General features: G+C 61.1%; 14 protein-coding genes. 8 read left to right on the plus strand and 6 right to left on the minus strand.

Going from position 1 to position 15,237, the window contains the following annotated elements:
* Positions 1–7: 7 nt before the first annotated feature.
* The 3 genes from BW958_RS13920 to BW958_RS13930 are packed head-to-tail and all read left to right on the plus strand — an operon-like array spanning position 8 to position 2,991.
* Positions 8–535, plus strand: coding sequence for a TRAP transporter small permease (locus tag BW958_RS13920; protein WP_076576366.1), 528 nt, complete (start codon positions 8–10; stop codon positions 533–535).
* The gene (locus BW958_RS13925) at positions 528–1,835 is read left to right on the plus strand and encodes a TRAP transporter large permease (RefSeq protein ID WP_076576367.1); all 1,308 of its coding nucleotides are present in this window, start codon (positions 528–530) and stop codon (positions 1,833–1,835) included. Before BW958_RS13920 ends, BW958_RS13925 begins: the two co-directional genes overlap by 8 nt.
* Before the next feature lie 13 nt (positions 1,836–1,848).
* Positions 1,849–2,991 carry a beta-galactosidase BglB gene (locus tag BW958_RS13930; protein WP_076576368.1) on the plus strand — a complete coding sequence of 381 codons (1,143 nt, stop codon included), beginning with the start codon at positions 1,849–1,851 and terminating at the stop codon, positions 2,989–2,991.
* Between the two features lie 51 nt (positions 2,992–3,042).
* On the opposite strand, the gene BW958_RS13935 is transcribed toward BW958_RS13930, so the two are convergent.
* Both BW958_RS13935 and argS read right to left on the minus strand, forming a co-directional pair.
* Entirely contained in the window at positions 3,043–3,915 is an 873-nt protein-coding gene (locus BW958_RS13935; protein WP_076576369.1) for an SPOR domain-containing protein, read from the minus strand.
* 3 nt (positions 3,916–3,918) lie between these two features.
* Positions 3,919–5,664 carry an arginine--tRNA ligase gene (argS, locus tag BW958_RS13940; RefSeq protein ID WP_076576370.1) on the minus strand — a complete coding sequence of 582 codons (1,746 nt, stop codon included), beginning with the start codon at positions 5,662–5,664 and terminating at the stop codon, positions 3,919–3,921.
* A gap of 309 nt (positions 5,665–5,973) precedes the next feature.
* Here argS and BW958_RS13945 point away from each other — a divergent pair, with 309 nt between their 5' ends.
* Genes BW958_RS13945 through BW958_RS13955 form a run of 3 tightly spaced genes read left to right on the plus strand, consistent with a single transcriptional unit; the run spans position 5,974 to position 7,866 of the window.
* Positions 5,974–6,537, plus strand: a complete 564-nt coding sequence (locus BW958_RS13945) for an LON peptidase substrate-binding domain-containing protein (protein WP_076576371.1) — start codon at positions 5,974–5,976, stop codon at positions 6,535–6,537.
* A gap of 56 nt (positions 6,538–6,593) precedes the next feature.
* The gene (locus BW958_RS13950; RefSeq protein WP_083687352.1) at positions 6,594–7,217 is read left to right on the plus strand and encodes a sigma-70 family RNA polymerase sigma factor; all 624 of its coding nucleotides are present in this window, start codon (positions 6,594–6,596) and stop codon (positions 7,215–7,217) included.
* Complete coding sequence (locus BW958_RS13955) at positions 7,210–7,866, plus strand: ChrR family anti-sigma-E factor (RefSeq protein ID WP_076576372.1); 657 nt, start codon at positions 7,210–7,212, stop codon at positions 7,864–7,866. Before BW958_RS13950 ends, BW958_RS13955 begins: the two co-directional genes overlap by 8 nt.
* Here BW958_RS13955 and BW958_RS13960 read toward each other — a convergent pair.
* Positions 7,860–8,885: a heparan-alpha-glucosaminide N-acetyltransferase domain-containing protein gene (locus tag BW958_RS13960; RefSeq protein WP_076576373.1), complete on the minus strand. Its 1,026-nt coding sequence runs from the start codon at positions 8,883–8,885 to the stop codon at positions 7,860–7,862. The two genes, BW958_RS13955 and BW958_RS13960, sit on opposite strands and share 7 nt — an antisense overlap.
* A gap of 54 nt (positions 8,886–8,939) precedes the next feature.
* Complete coding sequence (locus BW958_RS13965; protein ID WP_076576374.1) at positions 8,940–10,928, minus strand: exoribonuclease II; 1,989 nt, start codon at positions 10,926–10,928, stop codon at positions 8,940–8,942.
* A gap of 133 nt (positions 10,929–11,061) precedes the next feature.
* Here BW958_RS13965 and BW958_RS13970 point away from each other — a divergent pair, with 133 nt between their 5' ends.
* Positions 11,062–12,129, plus strand: a complete 1,068-nt coding sequence (locus BW958_RS13970) for an FUSC family protein (protein ID WP_076576375.1) — start codon at positions 11,062–11,064, stop codon at positions 12,127–12,129.
* Here BW958_RS13970 and fghA read toward each other — a convergent pair.
* Together fghA and BW958_RS13980 are read right to left on the minus strand one after the other, a co-directional pair.
* Positions 12,108–12,944, minus strand: coding sequence for an S-formylglutathione hydrolase (fghA, locus tag BW958_RS13975; protein WP_076576376.1), 837 nt, complete (start codon positions 12,942–12,944; stop codon positions 12,108–12,110). The genes BW958_RS13970 and fghA overlap by 22 nt on opposite strands.
* A 46-nt stretch (positions 12,945–12,990) precedes the next feature.
* Positions 12,991–14,118, minus strand: coding sequence for an S-(hydroxymethyl)glutathione dehydrogenase/class III alcohol dehydrogenase (locus tag BW958_RS13980; protein WP_076576377.1), 1,128 nt, complete (start codon positions 14,116–14,118; stop codon positions 12,991–12,993).
* Positions 14,119–14,226: 108 nt separating this feature from the next.
* Here BW958_RS13980 and BW958_RS13985 point away from each other — a divergent pair, with 108 nt between their 5' ends.
* Positions 14,227–15,135: a LysR family transcriptional regulator gene (locus tag BW958_RS13985; protein WP_076576378.1), complete on the plus strand. Its 909-nt coding sequence runs from the start codon at positions 14,227–14,229 to the stop codon at positions 15,133–15,135.
* Positions 15,136–15,237 lie beyond the last annotated feature (102 nt).

Here is a 15,237-nt window from a genome sequence, read left to right on the forward strand (position 1 = left end):
GGATGCCATGAATACGATAAGGAAGTGGCTTGATCGCAGCATTGAGGCATTCGGTTGCCTGATGCTGGTGCTGATGGTGCTGGCAGTCTGCTGGCAGGTAGTCAGCCGTTATATTTTCAACTCGCCGAGCACCATGACCGAGGAGCTGCTGCGCTTCTCGCTGGTGTGGATCTCGGTGATCGGCATGGCCTATGTGGCTGGGCGCAAAGAGCACATCAGCCTGACTCTGTTTCTCGACAAGTGCCCGGCGCGCTGGACCCGCGTTTGGCACCTGATCATCCAGCTGGTGTTCATCCTGTTCGCCATCTACGTGATGATCATGGGGGGCTGGAAAATCTCGGCCAATGCCATGGTACAGGTCTCGCCGGTGCTGCGTTTGTCGATGGGCCATGTCTACTTCGCCCTGCCTATTTCGGGCGTGCTGATCATCGTCTACAGCCTGCTCAATATTGCCGATCTCTTCTCGCAACCGGCCAGCGTGACGACTGGTCAGGATGCCGACCGCCTGCAACAGGGAGTGCAACAGTATGATTGACCCGATTCTGGCTTCGGCCATTCTGGTCGGGGTGTTTGTCGCGTTGCTGGCCCTCGGTACGCCGATTGGCCTGTGCATCGTGCTCTCCTCAACCTGCACCATCATGCTGGTGCTGCCCTTTAACATCGCCATGTTCACCACGGCGCAGAAGATGTTTGCCAGCCTCGACAGCTTCTCGCTGCTGGCGGTGCCCTTCTTCGTGCTTTCGGGGGTGATCATGAACAACGGGGGGATAGCGACGCGGCTGGTTAACTTCGCCAAGTTGTTCACCGGTCGTCTGCCGGGCTCGCTCTCCTACACCAACATCATGGGCAACATGCTGTTTGGGGCGGTGTCGGGTTCGGCCATTGCGGCATCTACCTCGATCGGTGGGGTGCTGGTGCCGATGAGTGCCCGCGAAGGCTACAACCGCAGTTTTGCCTCGGCGGTGAATATCGCGTCGGCGCCGACCGGCATGCTGATCCCGCCGACCACCGCGTTCATCCTCTATGCGCTGGCCAGCGGGGGCGCCTCGATTGCCGCGCTGTTTGCCGCCGGGCTGGTAGCCGGGGTGCTGTGGGGAGTTGGCTGCATGCTGATCACCTACTACATGGTGAAACGCTATGGCTATACCAACTTCTTCAACCTGCGCAAAGGCATGGCGCTGCAAGTAACCAAGGACGCGATCCCGAGCTTGCTGCTGATTGTGATCATCGTGGGCGGCATCGTGGCTGGGATCTTCACCGCCATCGAGGCCTCGGCCATCGCGGTGGTCTATACCGCCTATCTAACCTTGAGTCTCTACAAGACCCTGACTTTGCATGATCTGCCCAAACTGCTGCTGCAGACCTTCGTCATGAGCGCGGTGATCATGTTTCTGCTCGCCACCTCGTCAGCCATGTCATTCTCGATGGCGATCACCGGCATCCCCGAGACGCTCAGCGGCATGCTGCTGGGGATCTCCAAGAGTAAGTGGGTGATCCTGTTGGTGGTGACGATTTTCCTGCTGGTGATCGGCTGCTTTATGGATATCGGTCCGGCGATCCTGATCTTCACACCCATCCTGCTGCCCATCATGCAGCAAATTGGGGTCGATCCGGTGCACTTCGGCGTGCTGCTGGTCTACAACCTGGCCATCGGCACCATTACGCCGCCGGTCGGCAGTGGCCTGTATGTGGGGGCCAGCGTGGGTCAGGTGAAGGTTGAAGAGGTGCTAAAGCCGCTGATGCCTTTCTATGCCGGCATCATCGCCGTGCTGCTGCTGATTACCTATGTGCCTGATGTGATTCTGTTCCTGCCAAGAATGCTTGGTGTTATGTAAGCGGAGATGGTGAATGAAAGTCTTTCCTGTCAAACACAGTGAGCTGTTACGCCGTCCACAGTGGGTTCATCCCCGCTCTGTGGTGGTAGAGAAGATTCACGCCCTCATCGACAACCTCGTCAACATTCAGGACGAAAGCGGGGAGTTCCTGCTGCATCTGGATGATGGGCGCACCATCGACACCAAGGGGTGGGCCGGCTGGGAGTGGACCCACGGTATCGGTCTCTATGGCATGTATCGCTACTATCAGCAAAGTGGTGATGAGCAGGTGATCGGCATTATCGATCAGTGGTTTAGCGACCGTTTTGGCGAAGAGCAAGCGACTCGCAACGTCAACACCGTCTGCCCGTTTCTCACGCTGGCCTATCGCTATGAAGAGACCGGTGACGCGACCTTGCGCCCCTATCTCGAAAGCTGGGCGGACTATGTGATGTACGAGATGCCGCGCACTCGCTACGGCGGCATTCAGCACATCGTCTACAACAGCGAAAACAGCCAGCAGATGTGGGATGACACCCTGATGATGAGTGTGATGCCGCTGGCCAAGATCGGTCTGCTGCTTGGACGCGATGACTATGTGGAGGAGGCCAAATACCAGTTCCTGGTTCACGCCCAATACCTGATGGATACCCAGAGTGGCATCTGGTTCCACGGCTGGACCTTTGAAGGTAACCACAACTTTGCCCGCGCCCGCTGGGCCCGTGGCAACAGCTGGCTGACCATCGTGATTCCAGAGTTTCTCGAGTTGCTCGACCTGCCTGAACGCGATGCCTATCGCCGTCATCTGCTGCACATCTTTGAGCGGCAAGTGGAAGCGCTGGCGCGCTATCAGAGCGACAACGGTCTGTGGCATACCCTGCTCGATGATCCGCACTCCTACGTGGAGGCATCGGCCACTGCCGGATTTGCCTACGGAATCCTCAAGGGGGTGCGCAAACGCTATCTGGATCGCAGCTATCTTCCGCTGGCCACCAAGGCGGTCGATACCCTGATCCGCGACTACATCAACGAGCAGGGTGAGCTGACTTGCGTCTCGTTTGGTACGGCGATGGGCAGCGATCTCGACTATTACCGGCAGATCCCGCTCACCTCCATGCCTTATGGGCAGGCGATGGCGATCCTCTGTCTGTCGGAGTATCTGCGAACCTATCTGTGACAAGGCAGAAACAAGTGAGCCGCCCGAGGGCGGCTCAACTTTTTCAATAGGTTACTGCTTGCGAGGGATACAGCCGCTGATGCCGGAGGCCTTCAACTGGCTGCCAGCCGAATCGACTGCGGCCTTGCCGTTGAAGGGACCTACCACCACCTTATAGACGGTGCCACTGGCGCCGTTGACGATCTGCAAGCTGGAGCTCAGACCGGCGGTAAAGGCGATGCGCGCCTTGAGCGACTCGGCAGCATCCTGCGAGCGCAGGGCGGCGCACTGCATGATGAAGCGGCCGCTGTCACTGCTAGCCGGCGTGCTGGCTGCCGCGGCTTTTGCTGCCTGCTCTTTCTCCATCTCGGCGCGGATCTCCCGCTCAATACGTTCCCGCTCTGCCTTGCGATCGATCACCTGCTCGCGCGCCTCGGCTACCGGCGCCACGGCCGGTTGGCTGACCGCTTGCTGAGTCACCGCTTGTGGCTTGGTGACTGGCTTGGGCTGGGTCACCGGCTGGTTCAGACCGCTCTGGCCCACCGGTGTCCCCGGTTGCGGCACCGAGGTGGTGACCGGATTGGCTTCGGCATCGGTCTGCAGCGTCATGGTGTCGGCCGGCTGCGGGGGCAGCACGCCCGGCTGGGGCGGCGGGGCGACGATATCGACCTGCTTGTTCTCCAGCCGTTCCATGTAGCTCCACTTCTCTTGTGGTAGCTCGGGTTTGTCAGATTTGGGTTTATTGGCCCGCACCTGATCTTCGATGGAGGGGCCGCTGTTTCCCTGACCTTTGATCATGTAAAGGAAGCCGCCAAAGCCGGCCAGCAGCACTCCGGCAACCAGCACCGGAATCAGCGGGAAGCTGCGCTTGGGCGCTGCCCGCCTGCTGTTACGTCCACCGGAGCGCCTGCGCGCGCCGTTGCCGACATAATCCCGTGTAGCCATAACTTACATGCGCTCCAGAGTGTGGATACCCAGCACGTCGAGGCCCAGCTTGAGCACCTTGGCGGTGGCAGCACACAGCAGCAGACGGCTGTTGCGGGTCGCTTCATCGACGCCGTCCTTGTTGATCGGGCAGGCTTCGTAGAAGGTCATGAAGTTGCCGGAGAGCTCGTACAGATAGGTACAGAGCAGGTGCGGCATCCCCTTGTCAGAGACACCGTTGACGGCGTCGGAGAACTGGATCAGCTTCTGCGCCAGGGTCTCTTCGGCCTCTTCGGCCAGAGCGATGCTGCCGGTCAGGCTGGCGGCATCGACACCGGCCTTGCGGAAGATCGACTGGATACGGGTGTAGGCATACTGCAGATAAGGCGCGGTGTTGCCTTCAAACGACAGCATCAGATCCCAATCAAACACATAGTCGGTGGTGCGGTTCTTGGAGAGGTCCGCATACTTCACCGCGCCCATGGCGATGGCGTTGATCACCTTGGCACGCTCGTCACCAGTGATGTCGCTGTTACGGCTATCAAGCAGGGCTGCCGCGCGCTCTTCGGCCTCGTTGAGCAGGTCAACCAGCTTGACGGTGCCACCGGAGCGGGTCTTGTAGGGACGACCATCTTTGCCCAGCATCATGCCGAACGCGTGGTGCTCGAGCGGCACGGCGGCGGGCACATAACCGGCGTTACGCACGATAGTCCAGGCCTGCATCAGGTGCTGGTGCTGACGGGAGTCGATGAAGTACATCACGCGATCGGCCTTGAGCTTCTCGTAGCGGTACTTGGCACAGGCGATGTCGGTGGTGGTGTAGAGGAAGCCACCGTCACGCTTCTGGATGATGACGCCCATGGGCTCGCCATCCTTGTTCTTGAACTCGTCGAGATAGACCACCAGCGCGCCGTCATCTTCCACCGCCAGACCACGGGCTTTCAGGTCGGCCGCGATTTCGGGCAGCATGTCGTTGTACATCGACTCGCCCATGATGTCTTTGTTGGTCAGGGAGACATTGAGGCGGTCGTAGTTACGCTGGTTCTGCTCCATGGTCATATCGACCAGCTTCTTCCACATGGTGCGGCAGTACTCGTCACCGCCCTGCAGCTTGACCACATAACCCCGGGCGCGCTCGGCAAAGGTTTCGTCTTCGTCGTAATAACGCTTGGCCTGGGTATAGAAGGCTTCCAGATCACGCAGCTCCATGTCGGAGGCGCTTTCGTTCTCCATCTTCTCCAGATAAGCGATCAACATGCCGAACTGGGTGCCCCAGTCACCGATGTGGTTGGCGCGGATCACGTTGTGGCCGAGGAACTCGAGGGCGCGCACTGCCACGTCACCGAGCACGGTGGAGCGGATGTGGTGCACGGCCATCTCTTTGGCTACGTTCGGCGCCGAGTAGTCGACCACCACGGTTTGCGGCTCGGGCAGCTTCACATTGGCCTTGGCGGACGCGTTGATGGCATCCACCTGACCGGCCAGCCAGGCCTTGTCGAAGAAGAAGTTGATGAAACCGGGACCGGCGATCTCGACCTTGGCGACCTGCTGGGATGCGGGCAGGTGCTCGATGATGGCCGCGGCCAGCTCACGCGGGTTTTTACCGGCCGGTTTGGCCAGCAGCATGGCCAGGTTGGTAGCCAGGTCACCGTGAGCTTTATCCTTGCATCGATCGACTTGAATGCGGGCTTCCAGGTCGGCCGGCAGCATGCCAGCGGATTTGAGGTTGGCAACCGTCTGTTCAAGTAGATGATGAATATGCTCTTTCATAACTGACCACCAATGGCTATGCGTCGAAGAATGACTGGATTTAAGGGCGTGAATTTTACCCGTAACGGGCCGAGAAAACCACCGTGCGGGCGGCGACAAGGCGCGAAGGCAGGGCAACTCACCGAAAGGGACCACTTACTACCGGATTAAATTCCGAATAATCGCTCGTTATCCACTTTTACTGCATAATTCCAGAGAATGACAGACAAATCAGGCCACTATGTGCGCTGGCAGGCAGAAGATCGCGCCATTATTGAACCGCCTGACGCTGGCTGACGTATCATGATAGGTGTGTCAGCGGAGATCATCATGGAACTGCCTCTCTTCCCCCTATCTGCTCATCTGTTGCCCGGCGGCATCATGCTACTGCGGATCTTCGAGCCCCGTTATCAGCGGCTGGTCACCTTGGCCAGCGAGCATGGCTTTGTGCTGTGCATGCTTGACCCTGAACAGCCGGATGCGCTGTGCAACATGCTGCCGATCGGCACCCGGGTCGAGATCATCGATTTTGACCGCCTCGAAGATGGTCTGCTCGGTATCACGGTGCGCGGCATGGAGCGGATGAAGATTGGCGAGCTGCGTCAGGAGGCGGACGGCCTGCGCTGGGGCGAGGTGACATCGCTGCCTACCTGGCCGTCGCAAGAGGGAATTGAAGATGGCTGGTTGGTGGAGAAGCTGCGCGAAGTGTTTCGTGAGTACCCCGAATATGGCGCCCTTTACCAGCATCCGCGCTGGCACGACATTAATTGGGTGGTGCAGCGCTGGATTGAGATCCTGCCCATGTCGCCGCAGCAAAAGCAGTGGCTGATTGGCGAGCCCAACTGCATTGCTGCCCTGACCCTGCTTGAAGAGCTGGTTGCGCGTCCGCAGTGATCCCTCTTTGACTCGGCCACGTATTGCTGTGTCATCGAGCTACAGGACGGTTCGCCATGACATATACTGGCCACATTTCCCCACAGCCTCACAGGACGGGTGCCGTGACGCAACCTTTGCCCGAGGATCTGCAGGCGCTGCTGTTGCGGGTCGCGAGCGACCGTGACCGCGCGGCCTTTGCCCGGCTGTTTCACTACTTTGCCCCCCGCATCCGCCACTATGGCCTGCGTCATCTTGGCAGCGAAGCCAATGCGCTGGAGCTGGTACAAGAAACCTTGCTCCTGGTGTGGCAGAAGGCGGCGCTCTATCAACCCGATCGGGGTCAGGCGACCACCTGGGTCTACACCGTGATGCGCAATCACTGCTTTGACATGTTGCGCCGTCGCCAGAGCAATAAAGAAGATCTGTGCGCCGACGAGCTGTGGCCGCTGGTGGAGTTCAATCAGCAGGATGATGAGCAGAGCGGCGGCGGTGAAGGGGCGGTGCTGACGCGCCAGATGGCCAGTTACGTGGCCACGCTGCCCGAGCCGCAGCAACAGGTGATTCGCGGCCTCTATCTGCAGGAGCTCTCCCAGCAGGAGTTGGCCGACCTGCTTGGCGTTCCGCTCGGTACCATCAAGTCGCGTTTGCGCCTTGCCCTGCAAAAACTCAAAGAACAGGTGGAGCAGCACCATGATTAAAGCCCATCCGACTGACGAGATGCTGCGCGCCTTCGCGGCCGATCAGCTGCCTGTGCCGCTGGCGGTAGGGGTTGCCGCCCACTGCGAGCTGTGCGCCGCCTGTCGCAACCGAGTGCATCAACACGAAACCGAACTGGCCGCCGAAGCGTTTGATGAGCCGCTGCCTGCCGCATTTGATGACGCGGGGATGTCTGACATGCTGGATCAGATTCTGGCATCGCCGGCTGAGCGGGTGCCTGCGCCACCAGCCGCGCAAGGCTGGATTGAGGTGGACGGTGAGCGCATTGCCCTGCCGGGGGTGTTGGCGCGCCATCATCAGCCGACCTGGCGGCAACTGGGCAAGGTGCGTCATCAGGGATTGGCGTTTGGTCAGGCCGCCATTCGGGCCAGCTTGCTGCATATCGCGGCGGGTGGACAGATCCCCGAGCACACCCATCGCGGCTATGAGCTGACCCTGCTGTTGTCAGGCAGCATGCAGGACGGCGGTGTGCGTTATCAGCGCGGCGATTTTATCTGGCGCGATGCCAGCGTGGTGCATACCCCGCACACCGCAGAGGGGTGCCTCTGCTATACGGTGCAGGATGCACCCATCCACTTTACCCGCGGTCTGCCACGCCTGCTCAATCCGCTGGCCCATCGCCTCTATTGAGGCATGCGGCGGTCACACAACCGCCGCATCAGGGCTTCCAGCGGTCCGCGGCCACGATGCCGCTGCCACCATCCTGCCGCCAGCGCAGCCAGCCACAACCAGAGGCCGGCTGCCAGCAGGCTTTGCCAAGCGGTTGCATCAAGCGCCGTGAGCAGAGTGACAAAGGGCAGATGCAGCAGATAGAGGGTCAGCGTCTGCCGCCCCATCGGCAGCAGGGGGCGCAGCACCACACTGTCACCTAGCAACAGACACAGGGCGATGAGGGCGCAGGCGATGCCGGCCGCCGAGAGCAGAAATAGCGGCAGCGGTGGCATCGGCTCTAGTGCAAACAGGGAGTCCCAGGCCGGGAAGAGCGCCGACAGCAGCAGCGAGCCCGCTTTGGCCAGCACCGCCGCCGCCACGCCGCCTGTCAGCAGCAAGCCGCGCACCCGTGGGCTTGCCAGATCAAAGCGGCTCAGCCAGAGCCCCAGCAGCAGAAACGCCAACCAGGGCACCACCGGATACCAGCCGTTGAACAGCAGATTGCGTGCAAATCCAAGTGGCTGCCAGAAATCGGGGTAGCTGAGATCCTGCCAGCGCCAGCCAGCCGGATAATCAAACACAAACAATAAGGTGACAAACAGATCGGCCAGCCCCATCACCACCATAAGCAGCAGGGAGGAGGGCAGGCGCAAACAGAGTGCGGCAATCAGAAAAAAGGCGCCGTAGAAATGCAGAATATCGGCGGGAAACAGCAGCGTGTTGGCCAGACCGAGTATGAACAGAAACAGGCCGCGTCGGGCGGTGCGAGCAGCCGCTTGGCGCCAGCGCATCCCCTTGCTGCCAAGTCCGATACCAAGACCGGCCAGCGTGACAAACAGCGCGGCGGGTCGGCCCTGCAACATGGCGATCAGCCGGTCGAGCCAGCTGCTGAGATCACTGCTGGCCGAGGCCAAATGAAAACTCACCAGCACCATACCACACAGGGCCAGTGCTCTTGCCAGATCCAGACCGGGTAAGCGGGGGAGTGGTGGTGTCATAGGAATCTTTACCCGCACAAACAGCAGGGCCCGGCAGTGCCGGGCCCCGTGGCGTTATTCGGCTGCCGGTTCAGCGGCCGGTTGTTCCGGTTTCGGACCGGGCACCAAGGGCTCGGCCAGCTGGGCGACGATAGAGCGGGTCTCTTCCACCACCTCAGCCAGTTTGACCTCAATCACCTGGCCCAGCTCCATGATCGGCTCCTTGTCGAGGAAGACGCGACCGCTGTCCCAGTTGCACTCGAGGCGCTCCTTGTTGTCGAGGATCAGCTTGGCGGGCACGAAGGCCACCGCGCCGTTCTCGCGCAGACGCACCTTGAGACCGGCACGCATCACGTCGATGATCTCGCCAGCAAACACCTTGCCGGTCGGGACCACGGGCGCCAGGAAGCGGGCGTAGAGCCAGTCGGCGATGTCGCGCTCGACCATGCGGTGCAGACGGCGGCAGTCGGTCAGGTGCTGGGTCAGCTCTTCACTCGGACGTGCCCCCGGTTGCTGGCCGGCAATCACGGCCTTGAGCAGGCGATGGTTGACCATGTCGCCATACTTACGGATCGGTGAGGTCCAGGTGGCATAGGCATCCAGACCCAGACCATAGTGAGCACCCGGCTCGGCCGACATCAGGGCATAGCTCTGGAAGCGGCGGATTTTGCCATCCAGCCAGCGGGTATCGAGGTTGTCGATCCAGCGGCGCAGGGCGCAGAAACCGGACAGGCTGGCGATCTCTTCCTTCTCAAACGGGGCATCGGCGCTTTTCAGCAGGTCGATGGTGGCGTCCAGAGAGTCTTGTTCAAAGCCGCTGTGGACGTTGAAGATGCCGTAGCCGACGGTCTTGCCCAGCACGCGACCGGCGCAGATGTTGGCGGCGATCATCGACTCTTCGACGATACGGTTGGCGATGCGGCGCGGCTCCATGTGGATGGCCAGCACGGCGCCGTTCTCGCCCAGTTCGAAGTCGTAGTCGGGGCGATCCGGGAATACCAGCGCGTGCTCGGTACGCCAGGCGATGCGCGCTTCGGTCATGGCCTTCATCAGCGGCAGCTGGGACAGCACATCGGCGTCGATAGCGAGCGGCTTGCCACTTTCAAACAGGTCGGAGACGTCGTCGTAGTTGAGGCGGGCACGCGAGCGGATGCGGGCGGCAAAAAACTCGGTCTGTTCGTCGAGCAGACCATCCTTGTGCACCAGCAGGCGGGCACACAGGGTGTTGCGCTCTTCCCCTTCCTTGAGCGAGCAGAGCTCGTCGGAGAGGGTGCGCGGAATCATCGGCACGTTGCGGCCCGGCATATAGACGGTGAAGGCACGCTTGGCGGCTTCCTTGTCCAGATCGCTGCCTTCGGCCACATACGCGGTCGGATCGGCGATGGCAACCAGCAACTCCCAACCCTGTTCGGTTTCGCGAATGGCCAGGGCGTCGTCCATGTCCTTGGTTTTGGGGCCATCGATGGTGAAGAAGGCGGTCCCGGTCAGATCCCGTCGCGGCAGATCCGCTTCCAGATCTTGCCACTCTGGCAGGTCGGCCGGTTCGATCTGGGCCAGATTGTGGCGCGCCAGCACCACCCACCAGGGCACATTGTGATCGGCCTTGTCGGCGATCTTCGCGGTAATTTCGGCGAAGAAGCCATTGTCATTGAGGGCGTGACGCTTGAGCGTCGCAACCACCCAGTCACCTTCGTGGAAATCTTTCTCGTCCAGCCCTTTCTTCGGGCGGGCCTTGATAGCTTCCTTGATGCTCGGATGGTCAGGCACCACGTTGAGGCGGTCGCGGAACATCTTCACGCGGGCGACAAAGCGGGTCAGTGACGGTTCCAGTAACTCATCCGGCTCGGCCACTTCCTTTTCATTTTCAGTGCGGATCAGGGCGACCACGCGGTCACCGTGCAGCACCTTCTTCATGTAAGGGGGCGGCACGAAATAGCTGGTCTTCTCATCGACTTCGAGGAATCCGAATCCACGATCAGAGGCACGAATGACCCCTTCTTTCTTCGGGATATTTTCACGGATTTGTTGCTTGAGCTGAGCCAGCAGCGGATTGTCTTGGAACATAGTCGGGAAACCTGAGTGATAAACGCCCAGCACTATACGGGGTTGGTCACGCGATGCCAAGAAAGCGTGGCATGGACGGCGCCGGGCAGAAGCATATAATTTGCCCATTTCCACCCTTCTGCACTTGGATGTCATGCAGCGCAACACCCCCATCACGGCCCGCCAGCAGGCGGTCTACCGACACTACCGGCTAATCCACGGATTGCGATTGGCGGTGGTATTTATGATTACGTTAAGTTTGTTGCACCACCTCAATTTGCCCAATGACGCCTGGTCGCTGGTGACGCTGGTGGTGATCCTCGGTCCGCTGCCTTATTGGGGCAATATCGTGACGCGCACCTGGCACCGGGTGCTGGGGACTTGCGTCGGTGCGGCGCTGGGGGTGGTGGCGCTCTATCTGTTCCAGTATGTCGATTGGCTCGGCATGCTCTGGTGCGGCGCGGTCATGGTGGTCTGCGGCTATATGGCGCTGGGTAAGCGCCCCTATGTGGGGCTGCTGCTTGGTATCACGCTGGCGGTGGTGGTGGGGCCTCATCCCAGCACCATCGACGCCGCGCTGTGGCGGGCCGGAGACGTGCTGCTCGGTGCCCTGATCGCCATCGTGCTGGCCGCGCTGCGACCGCACAAAGCCTACATCCACTGGCGGCTCAAACTGGCCCGTCAGCTACAGGCGACCAGTCTTATCTATCGCAGTGCCCTGTCGCCCAACTTGCTGCAACCGCCGCAACTGGAGCGCCAGCGCAGCCAGTTGATGAGCGAGCTGGTCAAACTGCGCACCCTGTTGGCGCCGGCAGCCCGCGAGAGTGGCGCTCCGAGCCAGAAGATGGAGCAGATCCAGCGCAGCCTGCGCAATCTGGTGGCGCAGCTGGAGCTGCTCGGCGGTGCCTTCTGGGCTAATCGCCAGAGCCACTTCATGATGCTCAATGCCGATCTGCTGCGCCGGGCGCACCAGCGCATTGGCGATGTGCTCGATCAGCTGGCGGCGTTGGCGCTGGCCGGTTCGCTCAATCAGGACATGCTGGGCCAGCTCGACGGCCTCGATGCTGACCTGCGCCAACTGATGATCGAGCCCGAGAAGGCGCAGGCACCCGAAGTGATCGGATATCTCTGGCTCAATCTGGCGTTGATCGAGCAGCTGCGGGCCCTGCAGCGTGACATGCTGGCGGTGTTCGGCTCGTCTCAGCCGAGCGCCGCGGCGTGAAAGCGCAGGTGCGCCTCGATAAAGCTCGCCACGAAGTAGTAGCTGTGATCGTACCCTTCATGCCGTTCCAGTTCGATGGGCCAGCCGGCGTCGGCAGCCGCATCGGCCAAGGCATCAATGCCGAGCTGCTCGGTCAGGAACGGATCGGCCAGCCCTACATCGACCCGACATGGCAGCGTCGGGGCGCCGAGCGAACCTAACAGCTCGACCGTGTCCCACTCGCGCCAGCGGGCTTCGTCCGATCCCAAATAGGCCGTGAAGGCCTTCTGGCCCCAAGGGCAGTGCATCGGGTGGCTGATGGGGCTGAATGCCGAGACCGAACGATAACGCTGCGGCTCGCGCAGGGCGCAAATCAGGGCGCCGTGGCCGCCCATGGAGTGGCCGCTGATGGCGCGCTGCCCGTTAAGTGGTAACTGCGCTTCGAGCAGTGTGGGCAACTCGCGGGTAACGTAGTCATACATGCGATAATGACTGGCCCAGGGCTGCTCGCTGGCGTTGAGATAAAACCCGGCTCCCATGCCCAAGTCATACGCCGGATCGTCCGCTACCCCGTCGCCACGCGGGCTGGTATCGGGGGCGATCAGCGCGATGCCCAGTTCGGCGGCGATGCGCTGTGCTCCGGCCTTTTGCATGAAGTTTTCGTCACTGCAAGTGAGACCTGACAGCCAGTAAAGTGCCGGCACCGGGCCATGTTCGGCCTGTGGCGGCAGATAGACAGCAAGGCGCATGGTGCAGCCCAGCACCTCGCTGTGGTGGCGATACTGGCGGTGCCAGCCGCCGAAGCTCTTGTTACCGCTGATCGTTTCCAGGGTCATGGCGTTCTCCCAATCCGGGCGCCCCGCGCGGGGCGCCCGGATTGCATCAGTAGTGAATCACAGCGCGGATGCTCTTGCCTTCGTGCATCAGATCGAACGCGTCGTTGATCTGCTCAAGCGGCAGGGTGTGGGTGATGAAGTCATCGAGGCGGAACTCGCCCTTCATGTAGCGCTCGACATAGCTCGGCAGTTCGCTGCGACCACGCACGCCACCAAAGGCGCTGCCCCGCCAGACCCGGCCGGTGACCAGCTGGAACGGACGGGTGCTGATCTCTTGACCGGCACCGGCCACGCCGATGATGACCGATTCGCCCCAGCCCTTGTGGCAGCACTCGAGTGCTGCGCGCATCACCTTGACGTTACCGATGCACTCGAACGAGAAGTCGACGCCACCGTCGGTCATCTCGACGATCACCTCCTGAATCGGTTTGTCGAAGTTGTTCGGATTGATGCAGTCGGTGGCGCCCAGTTTGCGGGCCAGCTCGAACTTGCTCTCGTTGATGTCGATGGCAATGATGCGACCGGCATTGGAGAGGCGGGCACCGATGATGGCCGACAGGCCAATCCCGCCCAGACCGAAGATGGCTACACTCTCGCCAGCCTTTACCTTGGCGGTGTTCATCACGGCGCCGATGCCGGTGGTGACGCCGCAACCGAGCAGGCACACCTCTTCGAGCGGCGCCGCCGGATCGACCTTGGCGACCGAAATTTCGGGCAGCACAGTGTATTCACTGAACGTCGAGGTGCCCATGTAGTGATAGATGGGTTGCCCCTCTTTGGAGAAACGAGTCGTGCCGTCTGGCATCAATCCCTTGCCCTGGGTGGCGCGGATCTTCTGGCAGAGGTTGGTCTTGCCCGACTTACAGAATTTGCACTCGCCGCACTCCGGGGTGTAGAGCGGGATGACGTGATCACCGACCTTGACGCTGGTGACCCCTTCGCCCACCGATTCGACGATGCCGCCGCCTTCGTGGCCGAGAATACAGGGGAACACCCCTTCCGGATCATCACCAGAGAGGGTAAAAGCATCGGTGTGGCAGACGCCGGTCGCCACCAGCTTGATGCGCACTTCACCCGCCTGAGGCGGCATGACTTCTACCTCTTCAATGGAGAGCGGCTGACCCGGACCCCATGCGATGGCTGCCTTGCACTTGATGCTGTGAACCTGTGCCATGAATTGCTCCTCTAGCTGGTGGATATGGCGTACAGGCTAAAGTGTAGTTTCCCTCGTTTTTGGTGATAATCATGGTAAATATCAAATCACTTTTACCTGTGAGTAATAATGCTGGGATGGGAAGGGATCTGCGAATTTGTCAGCGTGGCCGAGCAGGGTGGCTTTACGGCGGCGGCGCGCAAGCTGGGGTTGTCGGTGGCGCAGGTGAGCCGTCAGGTGGCGGGGCTTGAGGATCGGCTGCAGGCCAAGCTGTTGCTGCGCACCACCCGGCAGGTGCGCCTTACCGAACTTGGCGAGCTCTATTATCGCCACTGCCGGCAGCTGCTCGATCAGCTGCATGAGGCGGAGCTGGCCCTTGGCCGCCACCAGTCAGTGCCGCAGGGGAGCCTGCGTATTACCGCGCCGGTGGCCTATGGCGAAAGCCGGGTCGCGCCGCTGGTCAATGACTTTATGGCCCGCTATCCGGCTCTTGAGGTGACCCTGACCCTGACCAATCAGCTGCTGGATCTGGTGCAGGAGGGCTACGATCTCGCCATTCGTCTTGGCCATCTCAAGGATTCCACCCTGATGGCGCGCCGGCTCGGCTCGCGCCTGCCGTATGTCTGCGCTGCGCCCGACTATGTGGCGCGCGCCGGTGCCCCGCTCACCCCCGACGAACTGGCCCGCCACACCTGTCTGGTGGGCAACAGTGACGAGTGGCATTTTACCCGCGCAGGCACACCGACCACGGTGCGGGTGCGTAGCCGCTTGCGCTGCCCCAGTGGCCACGCGCTGGTGGATGCGGCGCTCAAGGGGATTGGTATCTTGCAGCTGCCTGATTACTACGTGGCAGGTCACCTCGCGTCGGGCCGGTTGGTCGAACTGCTGCCCGAGTGGCGGGCACCGGAGGAGGGGATCTGGGCGCTCTATCCGCACAATCGCCATCTCTCGCCCAAGGTGCGACTGCTGGTGGACTATCTGGCTGAGCACCTTTGCCACACCGAGTGGCCCGATCTGCGCCCGCCTATTCCCCAATAACCGTCGATGCGCTGCGGTTAAAAAAAGATCGAACGGATCACGGGTGATAGTTTTATACGGCTGTATAATTCAGGCTAATACCTAGCTGCAGGATCACCGGCA

The organism is Aeromonas sp. RU39B (assembly GCF_900156095.1).
In the GTDB taxonomy this organism is placed as follows: domain Bacteria; phylum Pseudomonadota; class Gammaproteobacteria; order Enterobacterales; family Aeromonadaceae; genus Aeromonas.

Bases quoted from the DNA above. Each gene is read 5' to 3' on its own strand.
- BW958_RS13920 (WP_076576366.1), top strand. From the start codon at position 8: ATGAATACGATAAGGAAGTGGCTTGATCGCAGCATTGAGGCATTCGGT.
- BW958_RS13950 (WP_083687352.1), top strand. From the start codon at position 6,594: ATGACATATACTGGCCACATTTCCCCACAGCCTCACAGGACGGGTGCC.
- BW958_RS13980 (WP_076576377.1), bottom strand. From the start codon at position 14,118: ATGGCACAGGTTCACAGCATCAAGTGCAAGGCAGCCATCGCATGGGGT.
- BW958_RS13965 (WP_076576374.1), bottom strand. From the start codon at position 10,928: ATGTTCCAAGACAATCCGCTGCTGGCTCAGCTCAAGCAACAAATCCGT.
- argS (WP_076576370.1), bottom strand. From the start codon at position 5,664: ATGAAAGAGCATATTCATCATCTACTTGAACAGACGGTTGCCAACCTC.
- BW958_RS13960 (WP_076576373.1), bottom strand. From the start codon at position 8,885: ATGACACCACCACTCCCCCGCTTACCCGGTCTGGATCTGGCAAGAGCA.
- BW958_RS13985 (WP_076576378.1), top strand. From the start codon at position 14,227: ATGCTGGGATGGGAAGGGATCTGCGAATTTGTCAGCGTGGCCGAGCAG.
- fghA (WP_076576376.1), bottom strand. From the start codon at position 12,944: ATGACCCTGGAAACGATCAGCGGTAACAAGAGCTTCGGCGGCTGGCAC.
- BW958_RS13935 (WP_076576369.1), bottom strand. From the start codon at position 3,915: ATGGCTACACGGGATTATGTCGGCAACGGCGCGCGCAGGCGCTCCGGT.
- BW958_RS13970 (WP_076576375.1), top strand. From the start codon at position 11,062: ATGCAGCGCAACACCCCCATCACGGCCCGCCAGCAGGCGGTCTACCGA.
- BW958_RS13930 (WP_076576368.1), top strand. From the start codon at position 1,849: ATGAAAGTCTTTCCTGTCAAACACAGTGAGCTGTTACGCCGTCCACAG.
- BW958_RS13945 (WP_076576371.1), top strand. From the start codon at position 5,974: ATGGAACTGCCTCTCTTCCCCCTATCTGCTCATCTGTTGCCCGGCGGC.
- BW958_RS13955 (WP_076576372.1), top strand. From the start codon at position 7,210: ATGATTAAAGCCCATCCGACTGACGAGATGCTGCGCGCCTTCGCGGCC.
- BW958_RS13925 (WP_076576367.1), top strand. From the start codon at position 528: ATGATTGACCCGATTCTGGCTTCGGCCATTCTGGTCGGGGTGTTTGTC.